The organism is Corynebacterium sp. HMSC11D10 (assembly GCF_001806995.1).
Taxonomy (GTDB): domain Bacteria; phylum Actinomycetota; class Actinomycetes; order Mycobacteriales; family Mycobacteriaceae; genus Corynebacterium; species Corynebacterium coyleae.
On sequence record NZ_KV787052.1, the window covers coordinates 1 to 20,868 of the forward strand.

General features: G+C 61.7%; 18 protein-coding genes. 8 read left to right on the plus strand and 10 right to left on the minus strand.

The features are described 5' to 3' along the window. The first annotated feature begins 293 nt into the window (after positions 1-293). Together HMPREF3120_RS04945 and HMPREF3120_RS04950 are read left to right on the plus strand one after the other, a co-directional pair. A complete protein-coding gene (locus HMPREF3120_RS04945) occupies positions 294-5,315 on the plus strand; it encodes a carboxypeptidase regulatory-like domain-containing protein (protein WP_168156406.1) in 5,022 nt (1,673 codons plus the stop codon). An 8-nt stretch (positions 5,316-5,323) separates the two neighbouring features. Beyond that, positions 5,324-7,693, plus strand: coding sequence for a zinc metalloprotease (locus tag HMPREF3120_RS04950; protein WP_141739374.1), 2,370 nt, complete (start codon positions 5,324-5,326; stop codon positions 7,691-7,693). Between the two features lie 15 nt (positions 7,694-7,708). Here the strand turns inward: HMPREF3120_RS04950 and HMPREF3120_RS04955 are convergent, their stop codons facing one another. The 4 genes from HMPREF3120_RS04955 to HMPREF3120_RS04970 form a co-directional block, all read right to left on the minus strand. Beyond that, entirely contained in the window at positions 7,709-8,506 is a 798-nt protein-coding gene (locus tag HMPREF3120_RS04955) for a hypothetical protein (protein WP_070421256.1), read from the minus strand. 233 nt (positions 8,507-8,739) lie between these two features. After that, entirely contained in the window at positions 8,740-9,969 is a 1,230-nt protein-coding gene (gene pepT, locus HMPREF3120_RS04960) for a peptidase T (protein WP_070451122.1), read from the minus strand. 17 nt (positions 9,970-9,986) lie between these two features. Then, the gene (locus HMPREF3120_RS04965; protein WP_070451123.1) at positions 9,987-10,430 is read right to left on the minus strand and encodes a DUF2871 domain-containing protein; all 444 of its coding nucleotides are present in this window, start codon (positions 10,428-10,430) and stop codon (positions 9,987-9,989) included. 87 nt (positions 10,431-10,517) lie between these two features. Beyond that, complete coding sequence (locus HMPREF3120_RS04970; RefSeq protein WP_070451124.1) at positions 10,518-10,703, minus strand: hypothetical protein; 186 nt, start codon at positions 10,701-10,703, stop codon at positions 10,518-10,520. Between the two features lie 114 nt (positions 10,704-10,817). Between HMPREF3120_RS04970 and HMPREF3120_RS04975 the strand changes: the two genes are divergently transcribed. Beyond that, the gene (locus HMPREF3120_RS04975) at positions 10,818-12,320 is read left to right on the plus strand and encodes an SLC13 family permease (protein WP_070451125.1); all 1,503 of its coding nucleotides are present in this window, start codon (positions 10,818-10,820) and stop codon (positions 12,318-12,320) included. Between the two features lie 10 nt (positions 12,321-12,330). On the opposite strand, the gene HMPREF3120_RS04980 is transcribed toward HMPREF3120_RS04975, so the two are convergent. Then, on the minus strand, positions 12,331-12,726 hold the full coding sequence (locus HMPREF3120_RS04980) for a hypothetical protein (protein WP_070451126.1): 396 nt from the start codon (positions 12,724-12,726) through the stop codon (positions 12,331-12,333). A gap of 27 nt (positions 12,727-12,753) precedes the next feature. On the opposite strand from HMPREF3120_RS04980, the gene HMPREF3120_RS04985 reads away from it, so the two are divergent. After that, entirely contained in the window at positions 12,754-13,872 is a 1,119-nt protein-coding gene (locus HMPREF3120_RS04985; RefSeq protein WP_070451127.1) for a YihY/virulence factor BrkB family protein, read from the plus strand. Here the strand turns inward: HMPREF3120_RS04985 and HMPREF3120_RS04990 are convergent, their stop codons facing one another. Next, positions 13,873-15,504, minus strand: a complete 1,632-nt coding sequence (locus tag HMPREF3120_RS04990) for a peptide chain release factor 3 (protein WP_070451128.1) — start codon at positions 15,502-15,504, stop codon at positions 13,873-13,875. It abuts the gene before it with no gap. 47 nt (positions 15,505-15,551) lie between these two features. On the opposite strand from HMPREF3120_RS04990, the gene HMPREF3120_RS04995 reads away from it, so the two are divergent. Then, positions 15,552-16,091 (plus strand): NADPH-dependent FMN reductase, encoded by a 540-nt coding sequence (locus HMPREF3120_RS04995; RefSeq protein ID WP_070451129.1) that lies wholly within the window; start codon positions 15,552-15,554, stop codon positions 16,089-16,091. On the opposite strand, the gene pth (HMPREF3120_RS05000) is transcribed toward HMPREF3120_RS04995, so the two are convergent. Further along, the gene (gene pth / locus HMPREF3120_RS05000; RefSeq protein ID WP_070451130.1) at positions 16,075-16,605 is read right to left on the minus strand and encodes an aminoacyl-tRNA hydrolase; all 531 of its coding nucleotides are present in this window, start codon (positions 16,603-16,605) and stop codon (positions 16,075-16,077) included. The genes HMPREF3120_RS04995 and pth (HMPREF3120_RS05000) overlap by 17 nt on opposite strands. On the opposite strand from pth (HMPREF3120_RS05000), the gene HMPREF3120_RS05005 reads away from it, so the two are divergent. Continuing rightward, positions 16,604-17,488: an NAD(P)H-dependent flavin oxidoreductase gene (locus tag HMPREF3120_RS05005; RefSeq protein WP_070451131.1), complete on the plus strand. Its 885-nt coding sequence runs from the start codon at positions 16,604-16,606 to the stop codon at positions 17,486-17,488. The two genes, pth (HMPREF3120_RS05000) and HMPREF3120_RS05005, sit on opposite strands and share 2 nt — an antisense overlap. Positions 17,489-17,511: 23 nt before the next feature. After that, positions 17,512-17,841 (plus strand): hypothetical protein, encoded by a 330-nt coding sequence (locus HMPREF3120_RS05010; protein WP_070451132.1) that lies wholly within the window; start codon positions 17,512-17,514, stop codon positions 17,839-17,841. On the opposite strand, the gene HMPREF3120_RS05015 is transcribed toward HMPREF3120_RS05010, so the two are convergent. The 3 genes from HMPREF3120_RS05015 to pth (HMPREF3120_RS05025) are packed head-to-tail and all read right to left on the minus strand — an operon-like array spanning position 17,838 to position 19,759. Continuing rightward, the gene (locus HMPREF3120_RS05015; protein WP_246815423.1) at positions 17,838-18,398 is read right to left on the minus strand and encodes a DUF6891 domain-containing protein; all 561 of its coding nucleotides are present in this window, start codon (positions 18,396-18,398) and stop codon (positions 17,838-17,840) included. The two genes, HMPREF3120_RS05010 and HMPREF3120_RS05015, sit on opposite strands and share 4 nt — an antisense overlap. 10 nt (positions 18,399-18,408) lie before the next feature. Then, positions 18,409-19,209: a fumarylacetoacetate hydrolase family protein gene (locus HMPREF3120_RS05020; RefSeq protein ID WP_070451133.1), complete on the minus strand. Its 801-nt coding sequence runs from the start codon at positions 19,207-19,209 to the stop codon at positions 18,409-18,411. Positions 19,210-19,213: 4 nt separating this feature from the next. Next, a complete protein-coding gene (gene pth / locus HMPREF3120_RS05025; RefSeq protein ID WP_244268706.1) occupies positions 19,214-19,759 on the minus strand; it encodes an aminoacyl-tRNA hydrolase in 546 nt (181 codons plus the stop codon). A gap of 109 nt (positions 19,760-19,868) precedes the next feature. Between pth (HMPREF3120_RS05025) and HMPREF3120_RS11720 the strand changes: the two genes are divergently transcribed. Further along, positions 19,869-20,868: HNH endonuclease signature motif containing protein (locus HMPREF3120_RS11720; RefSeq protein WP_083284797.1), on the plus strand; the 1,000-nt coding region annotated here is incomplete at its 3' end.

Below are 20,868 nucleotides of genomic sequence, written 5' to 3' on the forward strand. Positions count from 1 at the left end.
ACGAGTACGGCTACTCCCACCAGGTGGTTCGCGTTGTTGAGGACATTGCGGGTGTGCGCCCGACCGTGTACCCGGCACGCAAGGAGCCGTCTGAGATTCAGTAGCGCGTTTGCTTAGCGACGACTCCACCGCCCCGGCCACATTCGGCCGGGGCGTTTCGTCGTTAAGTAAGGGCTTGGAATAGCTGGCAGTTCCATGAAAGGTCTAGATAAGGCATATAACTAAGTGGTATCATTCCTGTGTTTTACCGTTCGTTTCCCGTGCCGTTGCTTCGAGAAAGTTGAATGACGCCCATGTCTCGCTATTCCGATGACCCCCGTCGCGTACACCGCCCACGGGGCATGCGCATCACCGCAGTTGCGACGGTGCTCGCGCTTGCCGGCACGGTCGCCGAAGTCCCGCTGGGTACCTTCACGCCGGTCGCGCACGCGCAGTTCGCGCCACAGCCGCAGGACGGCATCATCCATGGTGAGGTTCGTATTGAGCGAGATTGGCGCGGGGCGATCTTCTTTAGCAAGCCCATGCGGGTAAACACGGTGGTGCTCGAGTTTGTGCCTGCTGAGACCACACCTCCAGCCGTGTTCAAAAAGATCGAGCCGGCACCGCTGGGCGATCCGGTGTTTGACAAGATTCCGGAGACTTCGCAGTTCACACTCGAACACCGGGTGTTTCAAAATGGTCGCGCGCAAGTGATAAAGACCTATGACGTCACCGTCCACCGCAGCGTTTCAGTGACCCCCTCGGGCAACTACGCGATCCGTCTGCGCTACAACCTGCCTGATGTCCAGGTTGATATGAATCACCAGCTCATCCTTTGGGCCAGGGGGAAAGGCGGTGCGTATCCGACCCCGATGGCCGGTGGTGGCTCGCGCTTCACCATGCCGTTTGTCAACCTGTCTGCAACGGGCAAGGTGCGTGTGCATAATCCGGACGAGGAGCCGGTCGGCCGCCCGAAGGTGTTGGTGAACAGCAAGTCGCTGAAAGGGGAGGACCTCCAAGGCGAAGAAGCGGTCGCAGATGACGGCTCCTACTGGTTGTCGTCGAACAACCCGGGGGCGACGTACCAGATTGAGGTGCAACCACCGCAGGGTTTTGTGCGTCCGGCGACCAAGCCGTGGAAGGACGAGGCCACCGCCCCGGATTTTGATCTGTACCCGATCACCGTCACCGGCCGGGTGATCGACGACAAGGGAGTCGGCATCTCCGGTGCACGTGTGACCGTCGGCGGTAAGTCGGCCCAGACTGATCAAAGCGGTAACTTCACCGTGCCCAAGGTTCCGGTGCCCAAGGATCCAGAGGATAAGTACACGCTGGTCGTGGGCGAAACTGAGGACAGCCAGCGGGTAGAGGTTGAAGGTGTCGAAGTAGAGGATCAGCGCGTCAACCGCATCGCGGACCCGATCGTTGTGCAGCGCAAGCAGCAGTACGGCAAAGTCAGCGGAAAGGTCAACGGGCTGCCGGAACGCACCAAGGTGAAGGTGCGTGTCGTCGGTACGAACACTGTCGTAGACACCGATGAGAACGCGGAGTTCACCATCCCGAACCTGGCGGTGGGCAAGCACGTGCTTGAGGTCGTCCCAGAGTCGCTGCCGAAGGGCTATTCGGTGACCCAAACGGCAGACGTGGACGTCAAACGCGCGACAACCGCGAACGCAAACTTCACCGCCACGCGCGATAAAGGCAGCATCTCTGGTGTGATCTCCGGCGTGCCGGCCGACAAACAGGTCAAGATCCGCGTCACGGGTCCCGAGATTTTGGAACAGACCGTCTCGGGCGGCCACTACAGCTTCCCGGACCTGCCCACCGGGGACTACCGCGTCGAAGTGATCAACAACTCCGTGCCACGCGGATACTCCGTCACGGGCCCGCAGAACGCCAAGGTGGAAAAGTACGAAAACAGGACTGTTGGGTTCGCGGTGATTGCGGACAACGTCACGGGCGAGATCAAGGTGGTCGACGACGCCAACAGGCCAGTTGCCAATGCATCAGTCACCGTTGACGGACGGACCGAAACCACCAATGCGGAAGGCCTTGCAACGTTTGCGGATCTCGCGCCGGGTGCCTACACCGCCGCAGTGTCTGCTGCCAGGGGCAAGTACAGCGGCGCATCCCAGGGGTTTGCGCTGTATCCGGGCGATAATGATCCGGTGACGGTGAAGGTTGGTTCACTGAACCAAACCGGTGGCATTGTTGTCGACGATCTTGGTCAGGCTGTGGCGGGTGCGCAGGTCGTCGTCAAGCAAGGCTCCCGTGTCATCGGCACTTTCCCGACCACCCCGGAAGGCAACTTCGACGCCGGCGCGCTGGCTGCAGGCAACTACACCGCAGAGGTGGTCCGCACCAACACGTACGGCGCGGCGAGTGCAAACTTCACAGTCGAACCCGGCGGAGACACCGAGTCGGTGATGCTCAAGGTCGCGCTGCACCGCGGGTCCATCAAGGTTGGCACCTCGGGGACGTTGGCTCCGACGGAGGTGTTCCTCAACGGCGGCCCGAACAACGAGTACCTGCCGATTGAGGAAGCCGGCGGCGACTACGTCTTGAATGACCTGTACCCGGGCGAGTACACCCTTGGTGGGCGCGCCCCGGAGGGGTACACGATCGAGGGCGGCGGCGCAGTCACCATCAACCCGAATGAGACGTCGGAAAAGACACTCAACGTTGTGCGCAACCTGGGCAATATCGCAGGTAGCGTCACCGGCCTGTCAAGCGGACAACCCGCCGAGATCCAGGTACGTGGTGCAGACCAGAACACCGCTGGCGTGAAGAAGACTGCGCCCGTGGTCAATGGGACGTATTCGATTGCTGGTCTACCAACGGGCACCTACACCGTCGAGATTGATGGCCCGCAGGGGTATTCGGCGCCGTCGCAGGCTGCGAAGGTGAAAAAGGACAGCACCGAAACGCACGACTTTGCGCTCGCGCTGGACAAGGTGGACCTCGTCTTGCAGGTTGTCGACGACACCGGCCACCCCGTCGCCAACGCCAAACTTGATGTCGCCGGACGCACGGTGAATACCAACGCGGAAGGCATGGCTACGGTCGAGGACATCCTGCCCGGAACCTATACGGCCAAAGCAGCCGAAAGCGAGACCCACAGCGAAGGCAGCCGCGAAATCACGCTGCAGCCCGGCAAACACAGCAGCGGCGAAATCCTGGTGAAGACGCTCAACGCGGTGAGCGGCACGCTTCTCGACGACCTCTCCGCACCCGTCGCCAACGCCCCCATTCGCATCACCCAGAACGGTAAGGAAAACGCCAAGGATACGACCGACGCACACGGCAGGTTTAACGCGGGCAAACTGCACGCCGGCGAATACACCGTGCAGGTTGAATCCAGCGACAACCACGGAGGAACAACCAAGCGTTTCAGTGTCGAGCCGAACAAGCCACGCGACCTGGAGCTCACGGTGGCGCTGGTCAAGGGGTCCGTCAACATCTCGGTCACGGGTGATGCGGAGCCAGAGTCGATCACGATCACGGGTGGTCCGAAGGACGAAACCCGCAAGGTGGAAAAGGTTGACGGCAAGTACGTCGTCGATGGCCTCTACCCAGGCGATTACACCGTGACCGCAAAGGCACCGAACAAGCACACCGTCACACGTGAAAACGACGGCAAGGTCACGGTCAAGCCAAGCGAGCAGTCCAACCTGGGCATTACCGTGAAAAAGGAGCCGACGACGTCAAATCCGGCCCCGCAGCCCGAGCCGCAGCCGGATCCGTTCGTGTGGGCACCCGTGGTGGTGCACGCCGGCGAGGTCGGCATCGGCACGCCGACGCGTAAGGGGAGCAGCGACCCGGTGCCGTCTGGGTTCACCACCAACGGCGTGGAAAAGGTCATCTCCGGCCACAAGACGGAACAGGTTTCGCCGAAGGATTCCTGGATTCGTGTGGAACAGGACGGCACGGTCGTCGCCACGCCACCGCGCGATGCCGCGCCCGGAACTTACCGCGTAGAGGTCAACACACCGACGGGCCAACGCGAGGTCGTCGAGGTTGTCGTGGCTGAAGAAAAGCCCATGGCCGATCGCTACACGGTCGAATGGGCAAAAACCCCGGTGCCTGCTGGTGTGGAGCGCTCCTCGAGCTCGCCGCGTGCGCAGGTGGTGGAGCGCGGCTTCACATACGACGACCGCGTGCTGCCCGCAGGAACAACGTTTAAGACGAACGCCAAGGGCGTGACCATCGACGCCAAGGGCAGCATCACGTTCAAGCCGGAGGCCAACGCAAAACGTGGCACCCACACGGTCCCGGTCACGATCACTTTCCCGGACGGCAGTTCCAAGACGGTCAACGCCGTCTTCGAGGTCGGCGAGCCCATGCTGGCAGACCTGGCAAACCTCGGCTACGAAGACGAGATCATGGTGGTCCCGGGACTGAGCGCAACCGTGCTGCGCACCGGCGACGCTGCGTTGCCCGAGGGGACGACCTTCAAGATGAAATCCGGGTCGAGCCTGGGCGGCTGGTCCGCGACGGTGGACGCGAACACCGGCGACGTGCGAGTCAACGCGCCGAAGGTGAACGCGCGTCCGCTCACGGTCAAGGTCATCGCCTACTTCCAGGATGGTTCCACCAAAGAACTTGAAGCGCGCGCTCGCTTGGCCACAGCTTCTGCACACGCCGTGAAAAACTCCATCTCCTACCCGTCTACCACGGTGCGGGTGGGCAACACAGTTGCAGTCGCCGCTGTTGGCGATGCGGGCAAGGGCGCGGTCTTCGACGTGATCGACAACGCTGGCCTTGACGTCGGCGTGAACAGATCCACTGGCGCGCTGCGCATCACGGCGCCGAAGAACGCCGAGATCGACGAAACCTACAAGCCGCTGATCCAGGTGCGCTACCCAGACGGCAGCGCACGCGAAATCACCGCCACGGTCACGGTGCCTTCGGATGCGGCGACGTTTGACGCCGGATACGTTGGAGCGAACGTACCCATCGGCGGCGAGGCTCGTCCGGAACCTTCGTCGAAACTGCCAGAGGGCACGCGGTTTAGCATCGACGGCTTCAACGAGCAGGGCTGGACAGCAACTATCGACGAAAAAACCGGCCGCATCACCGCCCGTTCCAATGGCAGTGTGCCCAACGGCAAAACCACCTCCGTCAAGGTGCGGGTGACCTACCCGGACGGATCCTCCGAACTGGTCAACGTCCCCCTGACGGCGAGGGCGCCGGAGGAAGTGGTGGTTGAGGATAAGGGGTCGTCGACAAGCGTTGGCTGGATCGCGGTCCTCGTGGGCGCGCTGGCGCTGCTTGCCGGCGTAGGATTCGCCGCATTTTTGAACCAAGACAAGATCATGCAGGTACTGGGTAGGTAGGCAACAACATGCGATTTTCCACAAAAGTAATGGCAGTCGGCCTGTGCGCCGCCCTCGCCCCCGTCTGCGTTGTGCCCGCGCAGGCCAAGGTCACGCAGCAAGGCAGGCAGGTTGTCGTTGAGGGGCAGCAGAAGAGCACATGGTCGCCGTACATCAACGCGACCGTGCGCCCCGACGGACAGGGCCTCTTCGACTTCGACCACCCCGAAGCCGCCGCCGAGGTGCTCAAGTACGGGCTGAGCACCGACGTGTACGTCAACGAGGCGAAAATGCCCGTCGACTGGAACGCGACGCCCGAAACCCTCAGCAGAGACGACGGAACCGACACGGTTGTCTACACCCAGACGTTTAACGGTGTTGAGGTCAAACGCACCATCAACATTTTCGACAACATCATCCAGTACACCGTCACCGCCACCAACGTCTCGGGCGCCCCGGTCAATGTCCGCGTCGAAGCCGTAAGCGACATCATGGGCAACCACGGCCAACTCCGCGCGCAGCAATACTTCGACGGCGAAATCCGCGTCTCCCCGGAAAAGCCCGGCCACACCGCACGCGTGAAGTTTGCGAACGCCGACCGGTTCGGCGTAGGACCGACCGCTGAGAAAGCCAAGGAGAGCCGCAACGACAACGACGCGCGCTTCCAAGCTGGACGCTGGAGCAAGAGCCTCTCGGCGGGTGAGGGGTTTAAGGCTGAAACCCAGGCCCGTTTCATCCCGCAGCCTGCCGCGTTCGACTCCGACGGCGACGGGCTGCGCAACTCGTGGGAACGCGTCGGCATGAAACTCTCCTCAGGCAAATCGTTGCCAATCCACCAGTGGGGCGCCGACGAGAACAAACCCGACCTGTTCCTGCAGCTGCACTGGATGCGATCCGAGTGGGAACAGCTCAATTGCGACCGGAAGGAATCCTTCGCGGCATCCGTGGAGGGCTTTACCCAGTTCGCCGACTGTGCGCGTGCAAACACGAAGGACTATGCGCCGTCGCCGGAGATCCTCAAGCAGTTGGAGGAGCGCTTCGCCAAACAAGGCATCAATCTCCACATCGTTGCGGGGCCGGAGTACGTCAGTTCCTCGATGTCCAGCATGAAGGAGGCAGACCGCGAGGGCGGCAAGACCGAGGACTACGCCAAAGAATTCATGCCAGGGTTGGCCGATCCGAAGTTGGCCAAAGACGAATGGGCTTACGCGCTGTATGCGCAAAACCAATTCATCTCGGCACGCGAACGGTTGCTGGGAGAACGCAAGGCGGTCTTCCGCGTTGGCGTCATCGGCGACACGATTTCTCGCGGCGACTCCTCGACAGGCCTCGCTTTGGTCAACGACTCCGTATTCTTCGTGGCGAACCATCCTGAGATGACCACGCAGGAGCAGCTGCGCAACACGATCCTGCACGAGTTCGGCCACACCCTGAACCTGCTGCACTACGGCGCGCACGTGGAGTCAAACACGGCACCGGCGCGCGATGACCTCGAAGAGTACAACTCGGTGATGAGTTACGCGCACCAGTTCAACCAGTTCAACTTTGCCGAAAAGGAAACGCACGGCCACGACGAGACCGGCAGGGAATTTCAGATCCCGGCGGACTGGGCGAACCTGAACCTTCCAGGCGCGAACGTTGGCCAAGGCCACATCGGAGTGAACGACGAGACAGACAAGGAAAACGACAAAGACGACCACGATCACGACCACTCGCACGGCGAGGAAGGCCTGCCGGTGCTGACGGAAGGTGACGTCAAGGAACTGGTCATCAACGCGGCAAGCAATAACAAGTACAAGGCAGGCTTTCGTCTCAACGAAACCGCGAACGGTGACAATGGCGTCGTCGCACAGCTTGGCGACGACAACGTCCTGCGCGGCACCATCTCCAACCTGGGAGACGTGGACGAGCGGTTTAAGGTCAGCGTCAACTACGGCTCGGGAGTGTTCCAACAAAGCTACGACCTGAAGCCTGCCGGCAAAGTCGGCGACGAGAAGCAGGTAGACATCAAGCTCGACCGCGCGGCGTTTTTGGACAAGCCGGTCGTTCCGCTGAGCGTAGTGGTTACAAACTCGCGCGGAACGGAAGTGTTTAGCCAGTCCTACAACGTCTCCGCGCTGAACTACACCCGCGAAGAGATGGCGAAGGTGCTTGCCGAGGTGCTTGCCTCCGACGCCCCGGAGTACGTCAAGGACATGGCCCGCAGGAAGCTGCAGCCGAAGGACAAGACCGAAGGGACGAGCAACGCGCCGGCGGCGCAGAAACCGAAGACGCAGCAGCCGCCGGCCAACGGCGACGGTGCGGTCTCGCCAGTGGCGATCATCATCGGCGTGCTGCTCGCTATCGGCGGCCTTGGTGCTGCGCTAGCTGGCTGGGCGATGAGCCAGGGCATGATTTAGCGCATGATCTAACGCCTAGGCTGCCTGCTCCTGCCACCAGGCCAGAAGCCTCTCAAGTGTTTGGAGGAGCGCGTGGTCGGGGCCGACCGCCTCGACGGAGGGCAGCCTCGATGCACGGAATTGCGGGCCGAGGTTGGCAAACGGGCTCACGGGTTGGGTTGCGGTTTTTGAGGAGTCGATTGCCGCAAAGATCTCGTCGAGTTTGCGCTCGACGATCCTGCGTTGCCTCCGGTTGAACGCCTCCGGCGCGAACGGGTTGATGCCGGTGAAGCTCTTGCTGACAAGGCAGTTATCGCGCGGGTCGTACACAAAAACGGCGACTGGGAACGACTCGTCGGACTTCAGGTTCGGTGTGAACTCGATGCAAAAGGCGCTGTACCACGCGTTGTCTTGCGAGTCGCCGAGCATCATCACCGTCGCAGCCGTGAGGTCTTCCGCAGGGAAGACGCGAGGCGCCGTGAGCGCGAACGCGGGATCCTGCGGTGGCACGATACTGACCGTGTAGTCGTCGTGAGCGACCATGATGCGCTGGACTTCGGCCATGACGTTGGCCATCTCCTCCACGCCATACCAATCGGGCGCGCGTGGGTTGTCCGGTTGGAGCAACGCGCAGTCGATTTCGTGGGTGTCCGGGTCGTGGATGAGTATTGCGACGCGGAGGCCGTTTTCGATGATGTAGTCGTCGTCAATGTGCCAGCGGATGTCGTCGTCGAAACTGTAGTCGTCCTCGTCGTAGTCGTACATGGTGACAAGGTCATCGACTTCCTCGTCGTAAGAATCGAGGTAGTAAAGCTCGTAGGCACGAAAAGCCATAATTATCCCCCCTGGGTGTCGGGCGGAAGCCCCCATTTTGCTTCCGCGTATCGACGAGCCTAAACCACAACCGGCCCCAACACCAGAGCCGGGATGCACAATATATTGTGCATCTCGTAGGGAACCGAGCAACGCAGCAGTAATTGTGGCCGAAAACGCCACACGCGCGAGGAACTTGACACTGAGCTCATGCACAAGACGAGCACCAGCATCAAGCGTGCTTAGTGAATCGGTTACTCGCCGCGCATCAGGGCGAGGGTGAGTTCATAGCAGCGCTCGAGGGAAGGCACCGGCAGAAACTCGTAGATCGAGTGGAAGTTGTGCGCGCCGGTGAAGTAATTCGGGGTGTACACACCCTGGTTGGACAGCCATGACCCATCGGTGCCGCCACGCATATCGATCTCTTTGATCTCGATGCCGAGGCGGCGCATCGTAGCGTGCAGTCGCTCGGAGCCGACGGAATTTTCGGGGGTCTTCGCGTCGGAGATGTTCGCGTAGACATCTACGATGTCGCAGGTGATGGTGGCGCGGGGGTGTGCTGCGGCAAGGTCGCTGGCAAGCGCGCGTAGACGCTGCTTCTTTTCCTCGTAGCCTTCGCGGTCATGATCGCGGATGCTCAACTGCATGGTGCAGGTGGACTGGTTGCCGTCGATACCGTTGAGCCAGATAAAGCCCTCACGTCCCTCGGTGTGCTCGGGCGTTTCCTGCGCGTCGAGCTGGTTGGCAAACTCCATTGCCAGTGTGATCGGGTTGACCAGGTTGCCCTTCGCGTTCATCGGGTGGGCGCTGACGCCGGCGATGGTGATGGTGGCGGTGGCGGCGTTGAACGTGGTCTCTACAACCTCGCCGAGCTCGCCGCCGTCGACGGTGTAGGCGTAATCGACGGGGAAGCGGTCAAAATCGATCGTGCGTACACCGCGCAGGCCGATCTCCTCGTCCGGCACGAACGCGATGTAAATGTCGCCGTGTGGGGTCTGACCGCCGAGCTCGGTGACCGCCTCCATGATCGCGGTCACGCCGGCCTTGTCGTCGGCGCCAAGCACGCTCGTGCCGTCCGTGTGGACGATCGGCTGGCCCTCGTACGCTGCAAGTTCCGGGTGGTCGGCGGCGCGCAGCCAGAGGTCGCGCTCGGCGTTGAGGCAAATATCCCCGCCTTCGTAAAGGGTTAGCTGCGGATTGACCGTGGGGGAGAGGTTTACATCCACCGTGTCCAGGTGGGAGCAGAAGCCGATCGCGGGGCCGTCGCCGGTGCCGGAGATCTTCGCGGTGACCACGCACGTGTCGGACAAGTGGACGTCGGTGGCCCCGGCGGTGGAGAGCTCGTCGACAAGCAAACGCGCAAACGTCCATTGGCTTTCGGTGGACGGGACTGTAGTGGCGAGAGCGTCGGATTGGCTTTCCGTGCGGACGTAGCGGAAGAAGCGGTCAGTAAGGCGTTGCTGAATCGGCGTGAGAGTGTTCATGCCGCGAGGGTAGCGCGTTAGTTTGCCGACGCTGCCTCGGAGGTTCGGGTAGGGCTATCGATGGCGCGACCCAGCAGCACCACGAAGATGACCAACGCGATGGTGAGCATGATGTGGCCCAAACCTGCGATGCCAGAGATCGCCGCGCCCGACTCCTTGCCCAGCACTGTCATCGAGCCGTGCAGGATCAGCATGGACACGGTGGTGAGCAAACCCGCGTTGTAGAGCCAGAAGAAGATATTGAAAAGCTTCTTATTGCGCGAGAAGGTGAAGACCTTTTCTAGGGCGAGGAAGATGAGGAACATCATGAAGCCCAGGGCCAAAAGGTGGGTGTGGGTAACGCTGAGCTGGGTGAACTGGCCTTCTGGGAAGTTGTTGGCGCGGGTGAACTCGCGGTAGAACACGCCCGAGATCAGGCCGAGGGCGAGGTAGAAGATTGCGGCTCTGTAGAGGGCCTTCATGGGAAAAACTCCTTTTAGCAACAAAGTGTTGTGAACATTATCTACGTTTGTACCAGAAAGCTCGGTCCTGCGAACCGGGTGTGCCGTTTAAACGATGATGGAGATTGCGTTGATGACCGAATCCCATAACGCCACGACAGAATGGCTCAGATCGTTTAGCGACGCTTGCCACGACGCAGGCAACCAGGGGTCAGCGGCGCCGTTGCCGAGCGCATTGCGGAAATCTTGTGCACCATGATGGATGTTGTACGTCAACAGTGAACTCAAGCCCATGATGGCCATGCTACGCGCCCGTATGCAGGGCAAACAGTACACGCGTCACATTTTGAAGGCCCATTTGGTGAGACTAATGTTTATGCAGGAACAACCACTTCAAGGAGGAAGACCGTGACAACGGCAGTCGCCCCCGCAGACAGCCCCGAACAACAAACCTCAAACAAACTCAACACAGGAAAAACGATCGCGTTTTTCCTCTCATTTATCGCACTGGCCGCTGTGATCCTGACCCCCATCGCAGGGCTTGCCATGCCAGCGAAGATCGCACTCGGCATGCTTGCGTTTGCCGTGATCATGTGGGTCTCGGAAGCAGTGTCCTACCCGGTCAGTGCGGTCATGATCGTCGGGCTGATCGCAATCATGCTCACGTTCGCCGTGGATCCCGAAACAGGCGAAGCGATCGGTGCCTCCAAGGGCCTGAGTATCGCCATGAGCGGCTTCTCTTCATCGGCGGTGGCGCTTGTTGCTGCGGCACTTGCGCTGGCAACCGCCATGCAGGCAACCGGCCTGCACCGTCGCCTGGCGCTGTATGTGCTGAAGTTCGCCGGCGAGAAAGTTTCCAACATTGTCATCGGAGCGATTGTTATCTCGATCATCCTGGCGTTCTTTGTCCCGTCCGCAACCGCACGCGCCGGCGCCGTCGTGCCGATTCTCATGGGCATGGTGGCCGCCTTCGGCCTAGCCAAGGAATCCAAACTCGCCGCGCTGCTCGTGATTACGGCAACCCAGGCGGTGTCCATCTGGAACGTCGGCATCAAGACCGCTGCGGCGCAAAACCTCGTGGCTGTCGGCTTCATCGAAGACCAAATGGGCCAGACCGTCTCCTGGGGCCAGTGGTTCATCTGGGCCGCACCGTGGTCGATCCTGATGTCCATCGCCCTGTACTTCATCATGCGTGCCGCCATTAAGCCTGAGGTGGAGTCGATTGATGGGGGACGTGAGCTCGTCGAAAAGCAGCTCGCGGAAATGGGACCCATGACCGGCGCTGAGAAGCGCCTCACCGCCATCGCAATGTTGCTGCTGTTCTTCTGGGCCACCGAAGGCGTGCTGCACCCGATTTCCTCCGCAACCATCACCATCGTCGCCGTCGGCTTCATGCTTATGCCGGTCATCGGCGTCATGGACTGGAAGTACGCCCAGCAGCAGATCAACTGGGGAACCCTCGTCGTGTTCGCCGCCGGCATCTCCCTGGGCAAGTTCCTGCTGGACACTGGCGCTGCAACCTGGCTGTCTGAGGCAACCTTCGGCGCTATCGGCCTATCTTCCATGCCGATCCTCGCCGCAATCGCCCTGGTGTCGCTGTTTAACATCCTGATCCACCTGGGCTTCGCCTCCGCGACCTCGCTTGCCTCCGCACTGATCCCCGTATTCATCGCCCTTGCAGCCACCCTGGACGTACCCAACGGCGGCATCGGATTCGTGATCATCCAGCAGTTCGTCATCTGCTTCGGCTTCCTGCTGCCGGTCTCCGCACCGCAAAACATGCTGGCCTACGGCACCGGCGCGTTTACCTCCAAGCAGTTCCTGCGCACTGGTATCCCGCTGACCATCGTGGCCTACCTGCTCATCCTGTTGCTGTCCGCAACCTACTGGAACTGGATCGGACTGGTCTAGATACGCCGAATTACTCCAACACCAGGCCCAGGTGCAGCGTCGAAAGTTCGTGCGCGCCTGGGCCTTTCGCTAACCCTTGTAATTCTGCAGCGGTTTCGCGCGTGACGGGGATGATCCAGCCGTACTTCGGATCCAGCACAGGCTCGGACCTGCGGTCTACCGGCACGAACGTGACGGAGCGTTCGTTGGGGGAGGTGAGTTGCACGGCGTCGTCGATACGCGAAAGCTCCTCAAGTGCTTCCGCCGACGTGGTGACGATGATGATCTTCTCGTTCGTCTCAGGCGACAACCTCGCAGTGTGCACCTGCAGCTTATCGACGACCACCGGCACCACCCGCCCCGGCAACTCCACCAGCCGAGGCTGGTTCAACCCGAAAAGTTCACGCGCGCGGTCGATGATTCCCATGACAAGGGAGTGTATAAGGTGACCAGTATGTCTGAATCGCACCGCGTCGACATGGTGATGTCGTACGGCACCGGCGACCTCGTCGTCACACCCCACGACTACGAAACACCCCTACGCCGCGGCAACCGCCTCACACGCGCCGGATGGAAATCCATCTTCCGCCGCGTGGTCACAGACTTTTCCAACGACGCCATGGTGGACCGTGCCGCCACCCTGACCTATTACACCCTGCTGTCGGTCGCGCCGATGCTGCTCGTCGCATACTCCATCTTCAGCCTGCTCATGCCGCGTGGCGACGACATGGCCGACTCAATCATCGCCGACCTCGTCGCCCAATACGTACCGGCGCAACTGCAGGAAGAAGCGTTCCAGCTCATCTCCGCCATCGTGGCCACGCCGGCGGAAAGCACCATCGCACTTGCGGTGTCCGTGATCATCTCGCTGCTATCCGCCTCGGCCTACGTGCGGTCGTTTTCCCGCAACGCCAACCTCATCTACGGCCGCACCGAAGGCCGCCCTATGGCGGTGACCTGGGTAACCATGTGGCTGGTCACAGTAGTCATGGTCGTCGGTGCGGTGGTGATCATTTTGGGCGCGTTGCTGACGGACTCCATCGTCAACGCCGTGTTCGGGCCGATCGCCCGGCCGCTGCAACTGGAGGAGGAGCTGCACTACCTCACCGCAATCTTCCTGCCCGTCTGGGACTACCTGCGCGGCCCTGTCATCGCGGTGGTCTCGGTGGCGCTCGTCTCCGTGCTGTACTACTTCGCGCCCAACGTTAAACCCGGCAGGTTCCGCCTGCTCACCCTCGGCTCGGCGAGCGCGCTGCTGGTCGTTGGCGCGCTGTGGGTCGGGTTTTCCTGGTACCTCAAACTCGTCGGCGTGCGCAGCACCTACGGTGCGTTCGGCACCGTTTTGGCGGTGCTGGCGTTGATCTGGCTGATGAACATCGTGCTGCTCGAAGGCGTGAAAATCGACGCCGAAGTCCTGCGCGCCAAAGAACTCCAACGCGGCATGGACTCACGCCGCCACATTCAAGCGCCGCCACGATCCAACGTCGGGGCGGCGTGGCGGCTGCAGACTCGCCGGTGGACCGACCGCATCGCCGACGACATCCTGCAGCAACGCGAGGAGTCGGCGCAGTAGCTAGTCGGCGATGAGCGGCTCGATGATGAGCTCCGGGTGCTCCTTCTCGACGAAAGCCAGCTTCCACTTGTCACCGAACAGCGCGATGATCTCGCCGTCTGTACGCGTGAAAATTTCCACCCCGCGTTGGCGGCCCAGCTCTGGCGCGGAATCGGCGTCGGTGCGCCGGGCCACCGAGTAGGGGATCGGCTCGGTGACCGTTTCCACGTTGTACTCGTTTTCCATGCGAGCCTGCATGACCTCGAACTGCATGGGGCCGACGGCGGCCATGACCGGGGCGGCGTCGCCACGCGTATCGTTGCGCAGGATCTGCACCACGCCCTCGGCATCCAACTGCTCGAGCGCCTTGCGGAACTGCTTGTACTTACCCAGCGACTTCGCGCGCAGCGTCCGGAAGTGCTCCGGGGCGAACTGCGGCATCGGCGGGAACTGGACCTTCTTACCGGCGTAGATCGTGTCACCCGGCGCCAGCGCGCCCGCGTTGACCAGGCCGATGATGTCCCCCGGGAAGGCTGTCTCCACGGTGTCGCGGTTGCGGCCGAAGACGGTCAGGGCGTACTTCGTGGAAAAGCTGCGGCCCGACTGGGCGTGCGTGACCTGCATGCCGCGATCGAACTCGCCGGAGACCACGCGCATAAACGCCAACGTATCGCGGTGGTTCTTATCCATGCCGGCCTGGACCTTGAACACCACGCCGGAGAAATCATCGCCGACTTCGCGCTCAGTATCCATCGCGGTCGTGGATGCCTCCACGGCCTTTGGGTCGGAGGCGCGGCCCTCGGGTGCCGGTGCGATTGCGCACAGGGTGTCCAGGATCTGGTGCACGCCGAAGTTCAGCATCGCGGAGGCGAAAATGATCGGGGAAGTGATGCACTGTTCGAAGAGCTGCTGGTCGTGGACGGCGCCGTCGGCAAGTAAAAGCTCCGCTTCTTCGAGCGCGGTGTCCCACGCGTCGCCTTCCTTCGCGGCGGCCTCGTCGGCGGAGTAGTGCTCCTCTGGCGCAATCGTCGAACCGCCGGCTGTGCGGGTAAAGTGCACGTACCCGTCGATCTCGCCATCGGAGGAGACGTGCGCGAGCCCGCGGAAGTCACCCGCTTCGCCTACCGGCCAGTACAGAGGGGTGGGTTGGAGGTCGATTTCGGTAACGATTTCGTCGACAAGTTCAAGCGGCTCACGACCCACGCGGTCCCACTTGTTAATCACCGTGACAATCGGCAGACCGCGCGCCTTGCACACGCGAAACAGTTTCAGGGTTTGCGGCTCGAGGCCCTTCGCCGCGTCGATCAGCATCACCGCAGCGTCGACCGCAGAAAGCACACGGTAGGTGTCCTCGGAAAAGTCCGCGTGGCCCGGAGTATCGACGAGGTTGACCACATACGGCTCACGCTCGTGCCCCTCCGGCGCGTACTCGAACTGCAAGGCGGACGACGCGACGGAAATGCCGCGCTCCTTTTCCATCTCCATCCAGTCCGACACCGTCGACTTGCGGTTGCCCTTACCGTGCACCGCACCGGCTTCCGAAATCACATGCGCGTGCAGCGCCAGCGCCTCCGTCAACGTGGACTTACCCGCATCCGGGTGGGCGATAACAGCGAACGTGCGGCGGCGGGCGGCCTCGGAAACAGTGCTCATGGGGCGCTAGCTTATCGACGACCCACCCACCGAGTACAGTCGCGTACATGACAACAATTGGCGTAATTCTAGGATCCATCCGACAAGGCCGCGTCGGCGAAGGTGTCGCCCACTGGGTAACCGACACCGGCAACGCCCGCGACGGCGTCGAATACCGCCTCCTCGACCTCGCAGACTTCAACGTCCCGGCGCTCACCGCCGCCACCGTGCCGGGCGCCGCCAACAAACAATACGAGCACGACGCCGTCACCGCCTGGTCAAACGCCATCGACGCCTGCGACGGCTTCGTCTTCGTCACCCCCGAGTACAACCACTCCATCCCCGGCACCATGAAAAACGCCTTCGACTCACTCGCCTCCGAGTGGGCAGGCAAGCCGGTCGCGTTCGTCGGCTACAGCGGCACCGGTGCGATCCGTGCGATCGAGCACTGGCGCCAGATCGTCGCGAACTTCTCCATGTTTGACATCCGCAACCAGGTGGGCATCAACATCTTCGGCACCGACCTCGAGGAAGAAAAGGCCGCCAACACCGACGCGCTGGGCACCGTGCTCACCGACCTAGAGCAGGCAATTAGCGCGCGTGGATAACGTTCTGCGCCTTCGCTAACCCCTCGGCGACGACCAGGCGAGCCGCCTCCGCCGCGGTTGCGATGTCCTCGTCGCCGGAAATATCACTGAGCACCCAATCCGGCACGGCCGTACCCTTCGGCGGCCGGCCAATACCGATGCGCACGCGGACGTAATCGCGCGTCCCCAGGTGCTCCGTAATCGACTTCAGACCGTTATGGCCGTTTTCGTTCCCGCCCAGTTTCACGCGGACTTTGCCGGCTGGGAGATCGAGCTCGTCGTGAAGCACAATGATCCGCTCCGGCGGGATGTTGAACTTCCGGACAAGGGGAGCGACCGCCTCACCCGACAGATTCATATACGTCTGCGGCTTGCAACGCGCCACACCGTCGATCTTCGGCAACTCATCGAGCGCCAAAAAGCCCACATTGTGCTTCGTGCGTGCATACTCCGCACCCGGGTTACCCAACCCCACAACCAGCCAATCAGCCTTGGGACGTCTGAAAAAACCAAACACGTGCCACACTGTACCCATGGAATTTCCACGCGTGATCGCAGCACCCATGGCCGGCGGACCATCCACACCCGAACTCGTCAACGCGGTGTCGTTCGGCTTCATCGCGCTCGGCACCTGCAGCGTATCCCAGGCACGTTCATGGCTAGTGGCGTGCGAAGCACCGTTCGGCGCGAACCTCTTCGTGCCACAACCCGAGCCATTGCCTGACGACGTCCACCGCACCGCCCACCACCTCCAACAGGAAGTTCCGGCGCTCGAATCCGACTACGCCGAAAAGTTCGCCGCCGTGCTGGAGGCCGCACCCGCCGTTGTGTCCTCGACGTTCGGCTGCTTCACCGAAACCGAGATCGCACAACTGCATGCGGTCGGCTCGGAAGCCTGGGCGACAGTGACCAACGAGGCCGAACTGCGCGAAGCCCAAGCCAGGGGAGTCGATGGCGTGATCATCCAGGGCCCACGCGCCGGTGGCCACCGCGGCACCTGGAGCCAACACGACGACCCTGACCAGCGCTCATTGCCGGAGTTGCTCGCGGATCTGCGGCCCCTCGCCACCGTTCCCGTAATCGCCGCCGGTGGCATCCGTGGACCCGAAGACGTGGCCGCGATCGACGTGCCCGTCGCCTGCGGCACAGCATTCCTGCTCGCCGACGAAGCCGGAACCAGCCAACGCAACCGGGAACTCCTGCGCACCGACACCCCCGCCGTTGTCTCCCGCGCCTTCTCCGGACGATGGGCGAGCGGCGTAGAAACGGATTTCACGCGGGAAAATCCCGATCTGCCGCCGACCTACCCGTATCTGCGGCCCATGACCAGGAATAACGACTACTGCCTCGTCGGCGCCGACCGGGGAGCGTTGATGGCTGCACCGGCTGCCGAGATCGAGCGGATGCTAACGCCCTAGACAGCTGTTGCGATGAGAAAGGTATGAAGCTTTCCAAAATCGCAATTGCCACCGCAACGACCGGCGCGCTCGCACTGGGCGCGCTCGCCCCGGCAGCCAGCGCGGCACCGGCGGCTCCGGCCGCTCCTGCTAACCATGACGGCGCCTACAGCGGCAGCGCCTGGGGGCTTTACAACTTCCTTGTCACCAACATCATCAACGGCGCCGACCAACTCAACGGTGGCGCGAACAAGAGCGGGACGGAGAAAGCTCCTGGGGTGATGCTGAGCTCCGCACCGTTTCTCCTTCTGCTGTTCCCGCTGCAGTTAATCGCAGAAGCAGAAGTTCGCCTGCTCGATCAGCTCGGCTTCTAATCCGCGAGCGGGAGCTCGACGACGAGCCCCTCACACGCCACACGCTCGGTAGGTTTGCCGCCCCACATCGGGGTCATGCCAACACCGCGAAGCGCTTCCATGAGCGATTCGGCCGCCTCAACGGAGCTAAAACCGAAGTAAAGCTCGCCGGTGTGGATCACTCGATCCACGTCCTGGTTCGTGCAGTACACATAGCCGCTGCGGCCATCATTTTCTGCCTGTTCGGCGGCTTCCTCGGCGCAGTCGCTTTGAGTAAGCCCCTCGTCGAACGAGAACGCGAGGTTGCGCTCAGCCAGAGCGTCGCGGAGCGCATCGAGGCGCTGCGCGTCCTCGGAAGCTTTGGGGATGAGGTTGGCGTACTCGGCGCGGATGTCGTCGATAAGCACATCGAGCCCTGGGACCGGATCGCCGCCGTTATCGTCCTCAAAAAACGTCTTGATCTCGCCGGTACTCCACCCATGGCACAGCATGAGCGAGATGTCGCCCTCGCGTGACTGCGATTCGTAGAGGTTATCTGACGGCGGATACTTGCTGGTCAACATCGCGTGCTGGCTCATGGGCACGAGGCTAGCAAGAAATCACGCGGGTCGTGTTCTCGATCGCACCAAGGCCCTCGATCTCAACACGCACCGTGTCGCCATCTTTCAGGTAGCGCTTCGGATCACGCGCGTGGCCAACACCGTCCGGAGTGCCAGTTGCGATCACGTCACCAGGCTCCAGCGGATACAGATGCGAGATGAACTCGATGAGTTTCGCGGGGGTAAACACGAGGTCGTCGGTACGCGAATGCTGCATCACCTCACCATTAACCGTCGTCGTAATCGCGGGACCCGGCTGCCACTGCGTATCCAGCCACGGGCCGAACCCCGCCGTCTTCTCCAACGACTTGCCCTGGTGCCACTGCTGCGTGCGCTTCTGATACGTGCGCTGCGTGTAGTCGTTGATCACGCTGTAGCCAGCAATGTAATCCGCACCGTTGGACACATGGCGCGCCCGCTTACCGACGACCACCGCCAACTCACCCTCAAAATCCAACGACTCCGCATTGAACTCCGGCACCTCAGCGTCGTCATACGGCCCAACGAGCGCCTCCGGGAACTTAATGAACAGCGTCGGCACATCCGGCTGCTCATGCCCCATCTCCGCGATATGCTTCGCGTAATTTAGCCCCACGCAAATGATCTTGCCGGGGCGCGGAATCACCGGCGCCAAATCAGCGGGGGAGAAGGTAAACTCCTCGCCCTCCTCGAATTTTCCCGCGTGCAAAAGTGCGCCGACGTCGGGGGCGTTGAGTGTGACGGCGCGGGTGTCGTCGATAAGCCGTGCCGCGGTGGTGGTGTTTCCAGTCCTGATCGTTGCAAGTCTCATGCCGCTAGCCTAACGCGCGCAGAATCTCATCCGCCGCGTCCGCAGCCGCAATTGCGAGATCTACCTGCTCTTTTGTACTGAATGGTTTCAGCACATAATCCGCCGGCGCCATCCGTCCGGGCGGGCGACCGATGCCGACGGCGACCTTGTTGTACGGCTTGTTCAGCGCCTTGGTCACCGACTTCAGCCCGTTATGGCCGTGATCGCCACCGCCGAGACGGATCTTCACCTCGCCGAGGTCCAGATCGAGCTCGTCGTGAATCACATACACGTCTTCCGGCTTCACGCCGAAATAATCTGCGAGCGCCTTCACCGGCCCGCCCGAAACATTCATGAAACTGCGCGTGCGCGCAACGATCACGCGGTCCTTAGCCAGGCGTCCCGCCGCCAACTCCGCCACCTCAGTGTTCGTGCGCTTGTGGGCCGACAAGGTTGCGGGCATCGGGGTGGCGCGCTCCAAAAGCTCATTGACGACGACCACACCCGCGTTATGCCGCGTATTTTCATACTGAGGGCCAGGATTTCCAAGACCAACGATCAGAACAGTCACGACGCACATAGTACTTCTCACCAGCGGATTGTGGAATTTGGTGTGGGAGTTATCCACATTTTTGTGGTGGGTCTTGTGCGGTGGTTGATCGCTTCGTAGCGTTTATGCCATGGCATTTGTAGACCTTCTCGGCTTCCGGCTTTCGGACATCGCCGACTTCGACCGCGACACAGCCCTTGCTGCCGGGCTGAACCCGTCGCGCATCCGAGAATGGTCACGCGTACACGACGTCTACTTCGGAGCGACGAAATTCACGCGGAAACAATCCGACGCACGCCACATGGCAGCAGATACACCCCTGGATCAGTTGTGCTTGATTGAACGCAAACTGGCCGTGGTTGAAGATGCGGCGAAGCGTTGGCGGTTGCGTTTTACCCTGCTGAAGTTTCAGGGCCGCTTCGATGCGCTCTCGCGCTATGCCGATCAGGTTATTGACGCGAAGAAACCCGCGCCTGAAAAGCAAGTACGGTTTTCTCGTGCTCGCGAAGGGATGGCCACGCTGCACTTGACGCATTCGGCACGCAATATTGCTGATATTGAGCACACGCTGCGTGGGTTGATCGATACGGAACTGCCACCAGCCGGCCAGATGGCTGATGCGCTTATGGGTATCTTGCGCGGTGATGGCGATGGTGGTGGGGTGCCGCATGCAGTACCACGCCCGATTGTTATGGTGCCGCTTCCCGAATGGACTCGGATCCAATCCGGTGCCGGTGACGAGGTCACCTTGACCTTGACCGATGGCACGACGATGACGGGTGCGGAGTTTCTCGCGCAGCAATTCGGCGACGAGCTGGAAGTCGCGGCGTTTCACCCGACCGAGGGTGCAGTCAACCTGTATCGCACGCAGCGGTTTGCCAATAGTAAGCAACGCGCGTTGGCATCCATGATGTCGCCAACCTGTCCGGTGCCCGATTGCCGGCATGGGGCTGACAACTGCGAAATGCACCACATCCAAGCCTGGCGCCATGGCGGGGAGACCAACCTGGCCAACCTCGTGCCACTGTGTCGGTTCCATAACGGGCGCAACGACGATGACCCGCGTGAAAACCGCTACGGGCGAATACAGATACGCGATGGGATACCGGTGTGGGTATCGCCGGGAGGGT

Bases quoted from the DNA above. Each gene is read 5' to 3' on its own strand.
- HMPREF3120_RS04945 (WP_168156406.1), top strand. From the start codon at position 294: ATGTCTCGCTATTCCGATGACCCCCGTCGCGTACACCGCCCACGGGGC.
- HMPREF3120_RS04950 (WP_141739374.1), top strand. From the start codon at position 5,324: ATGCGATTTTCCACAAAAGTAATGGCAGTCGGCCTGTGCGCCGCCCTC.
- HMPREF3120_RS04955 (WP_070421256.1), bottom strand. From the start codon at position 8,506: ATGGCTTTTCGTGCCTACGAGCTTTACTACCTCGATTCTTACGACGAG.
- pepT (WP_070451122.1), bottom strand. From the start codon at position 9,969: ATGAACACTCTCACGCCGATTCAGCAACGCCTTACTGACCGCTTCTTC.
- HMPREF3120_RS04965 (WP_070451123.1), bottom strand. From the start codon at position 10,430: ATGAAGGCCCTCTACAGAGCCGCAATCTTCTACCTCGCCCTCGGCCTG.
- HMPREF3120_RS04970 (WP_070451124.1), bottom strand. From the start codon at position 10,703: ATGGGCTTGAGTTCACTGTTGACGTACAACATCCATCATGGTGCACAA.
- HMPREF3120_RS04980 (WP_070451126.1), bottom strand. From the start codon at position 12,726: ATGGGAATCATCGACCGCGCGCGTGAACTTTTCGGGTTGAACCAGCCT.
- HMPREF3120_RS04985 (WP_070451127.1), top strand. From the start codon at position 12,754: ATGTCTGAATCGCACCGCGTCGACATGGTGATGTCGTACGGCACCGGC.
- HMPREF3120_RS04990 (WP_070451128.1), bottom strand. From the start codon at position 15,504: ATGAGCACTGTTTCCGAGGCCGCCCGCCGCCGCACGTTCGCTGTTATC.
- HMPREF3120_RS04995 (WP_070451129.1), top strand. From the start codon at position 15,552: ATGACAACAATTGGCGTAATTCTAGGATCCATCCGACAAGGCCGCGTC.
- HMPREF3120_RS05005 (WP_070451131.1), top strand. From the start codon at position 16,604: ATGGAATTTCCACGCGTGATCGCAGCACCCATGGCCGGCGGACCATCC.
- pth (WP_070451130.1), bottom strand. From the start codon at position 16,605: ATGGGTACAGTGTGGCACGTGTTTGGTTTTTTCAGACGTCCCAAGGCT.
- HMPREF3120_RS05010 (WP_070451132.1), top strand. From the start codon at position 17,512: ATGAAGCTTTCCAAAATCGCAATTGCCACCGCAACGACCGGCGCGCTC.
- HMPREF3120_RS05015 (WP_246815423.1), bottom strand. From the start codon at position 18,398: ATGAGCCAGCACGCGATGTTGACCAGCAAGTATCCGCCGTCAGATAAC.
- HMPREF3120_RS05020 (WP_070451133.1), bottom strand. From the start codon at position 19,209: ATGAGACTTGCAACGATCAGGACTGGAAACACCACCACCGCGGCACGG.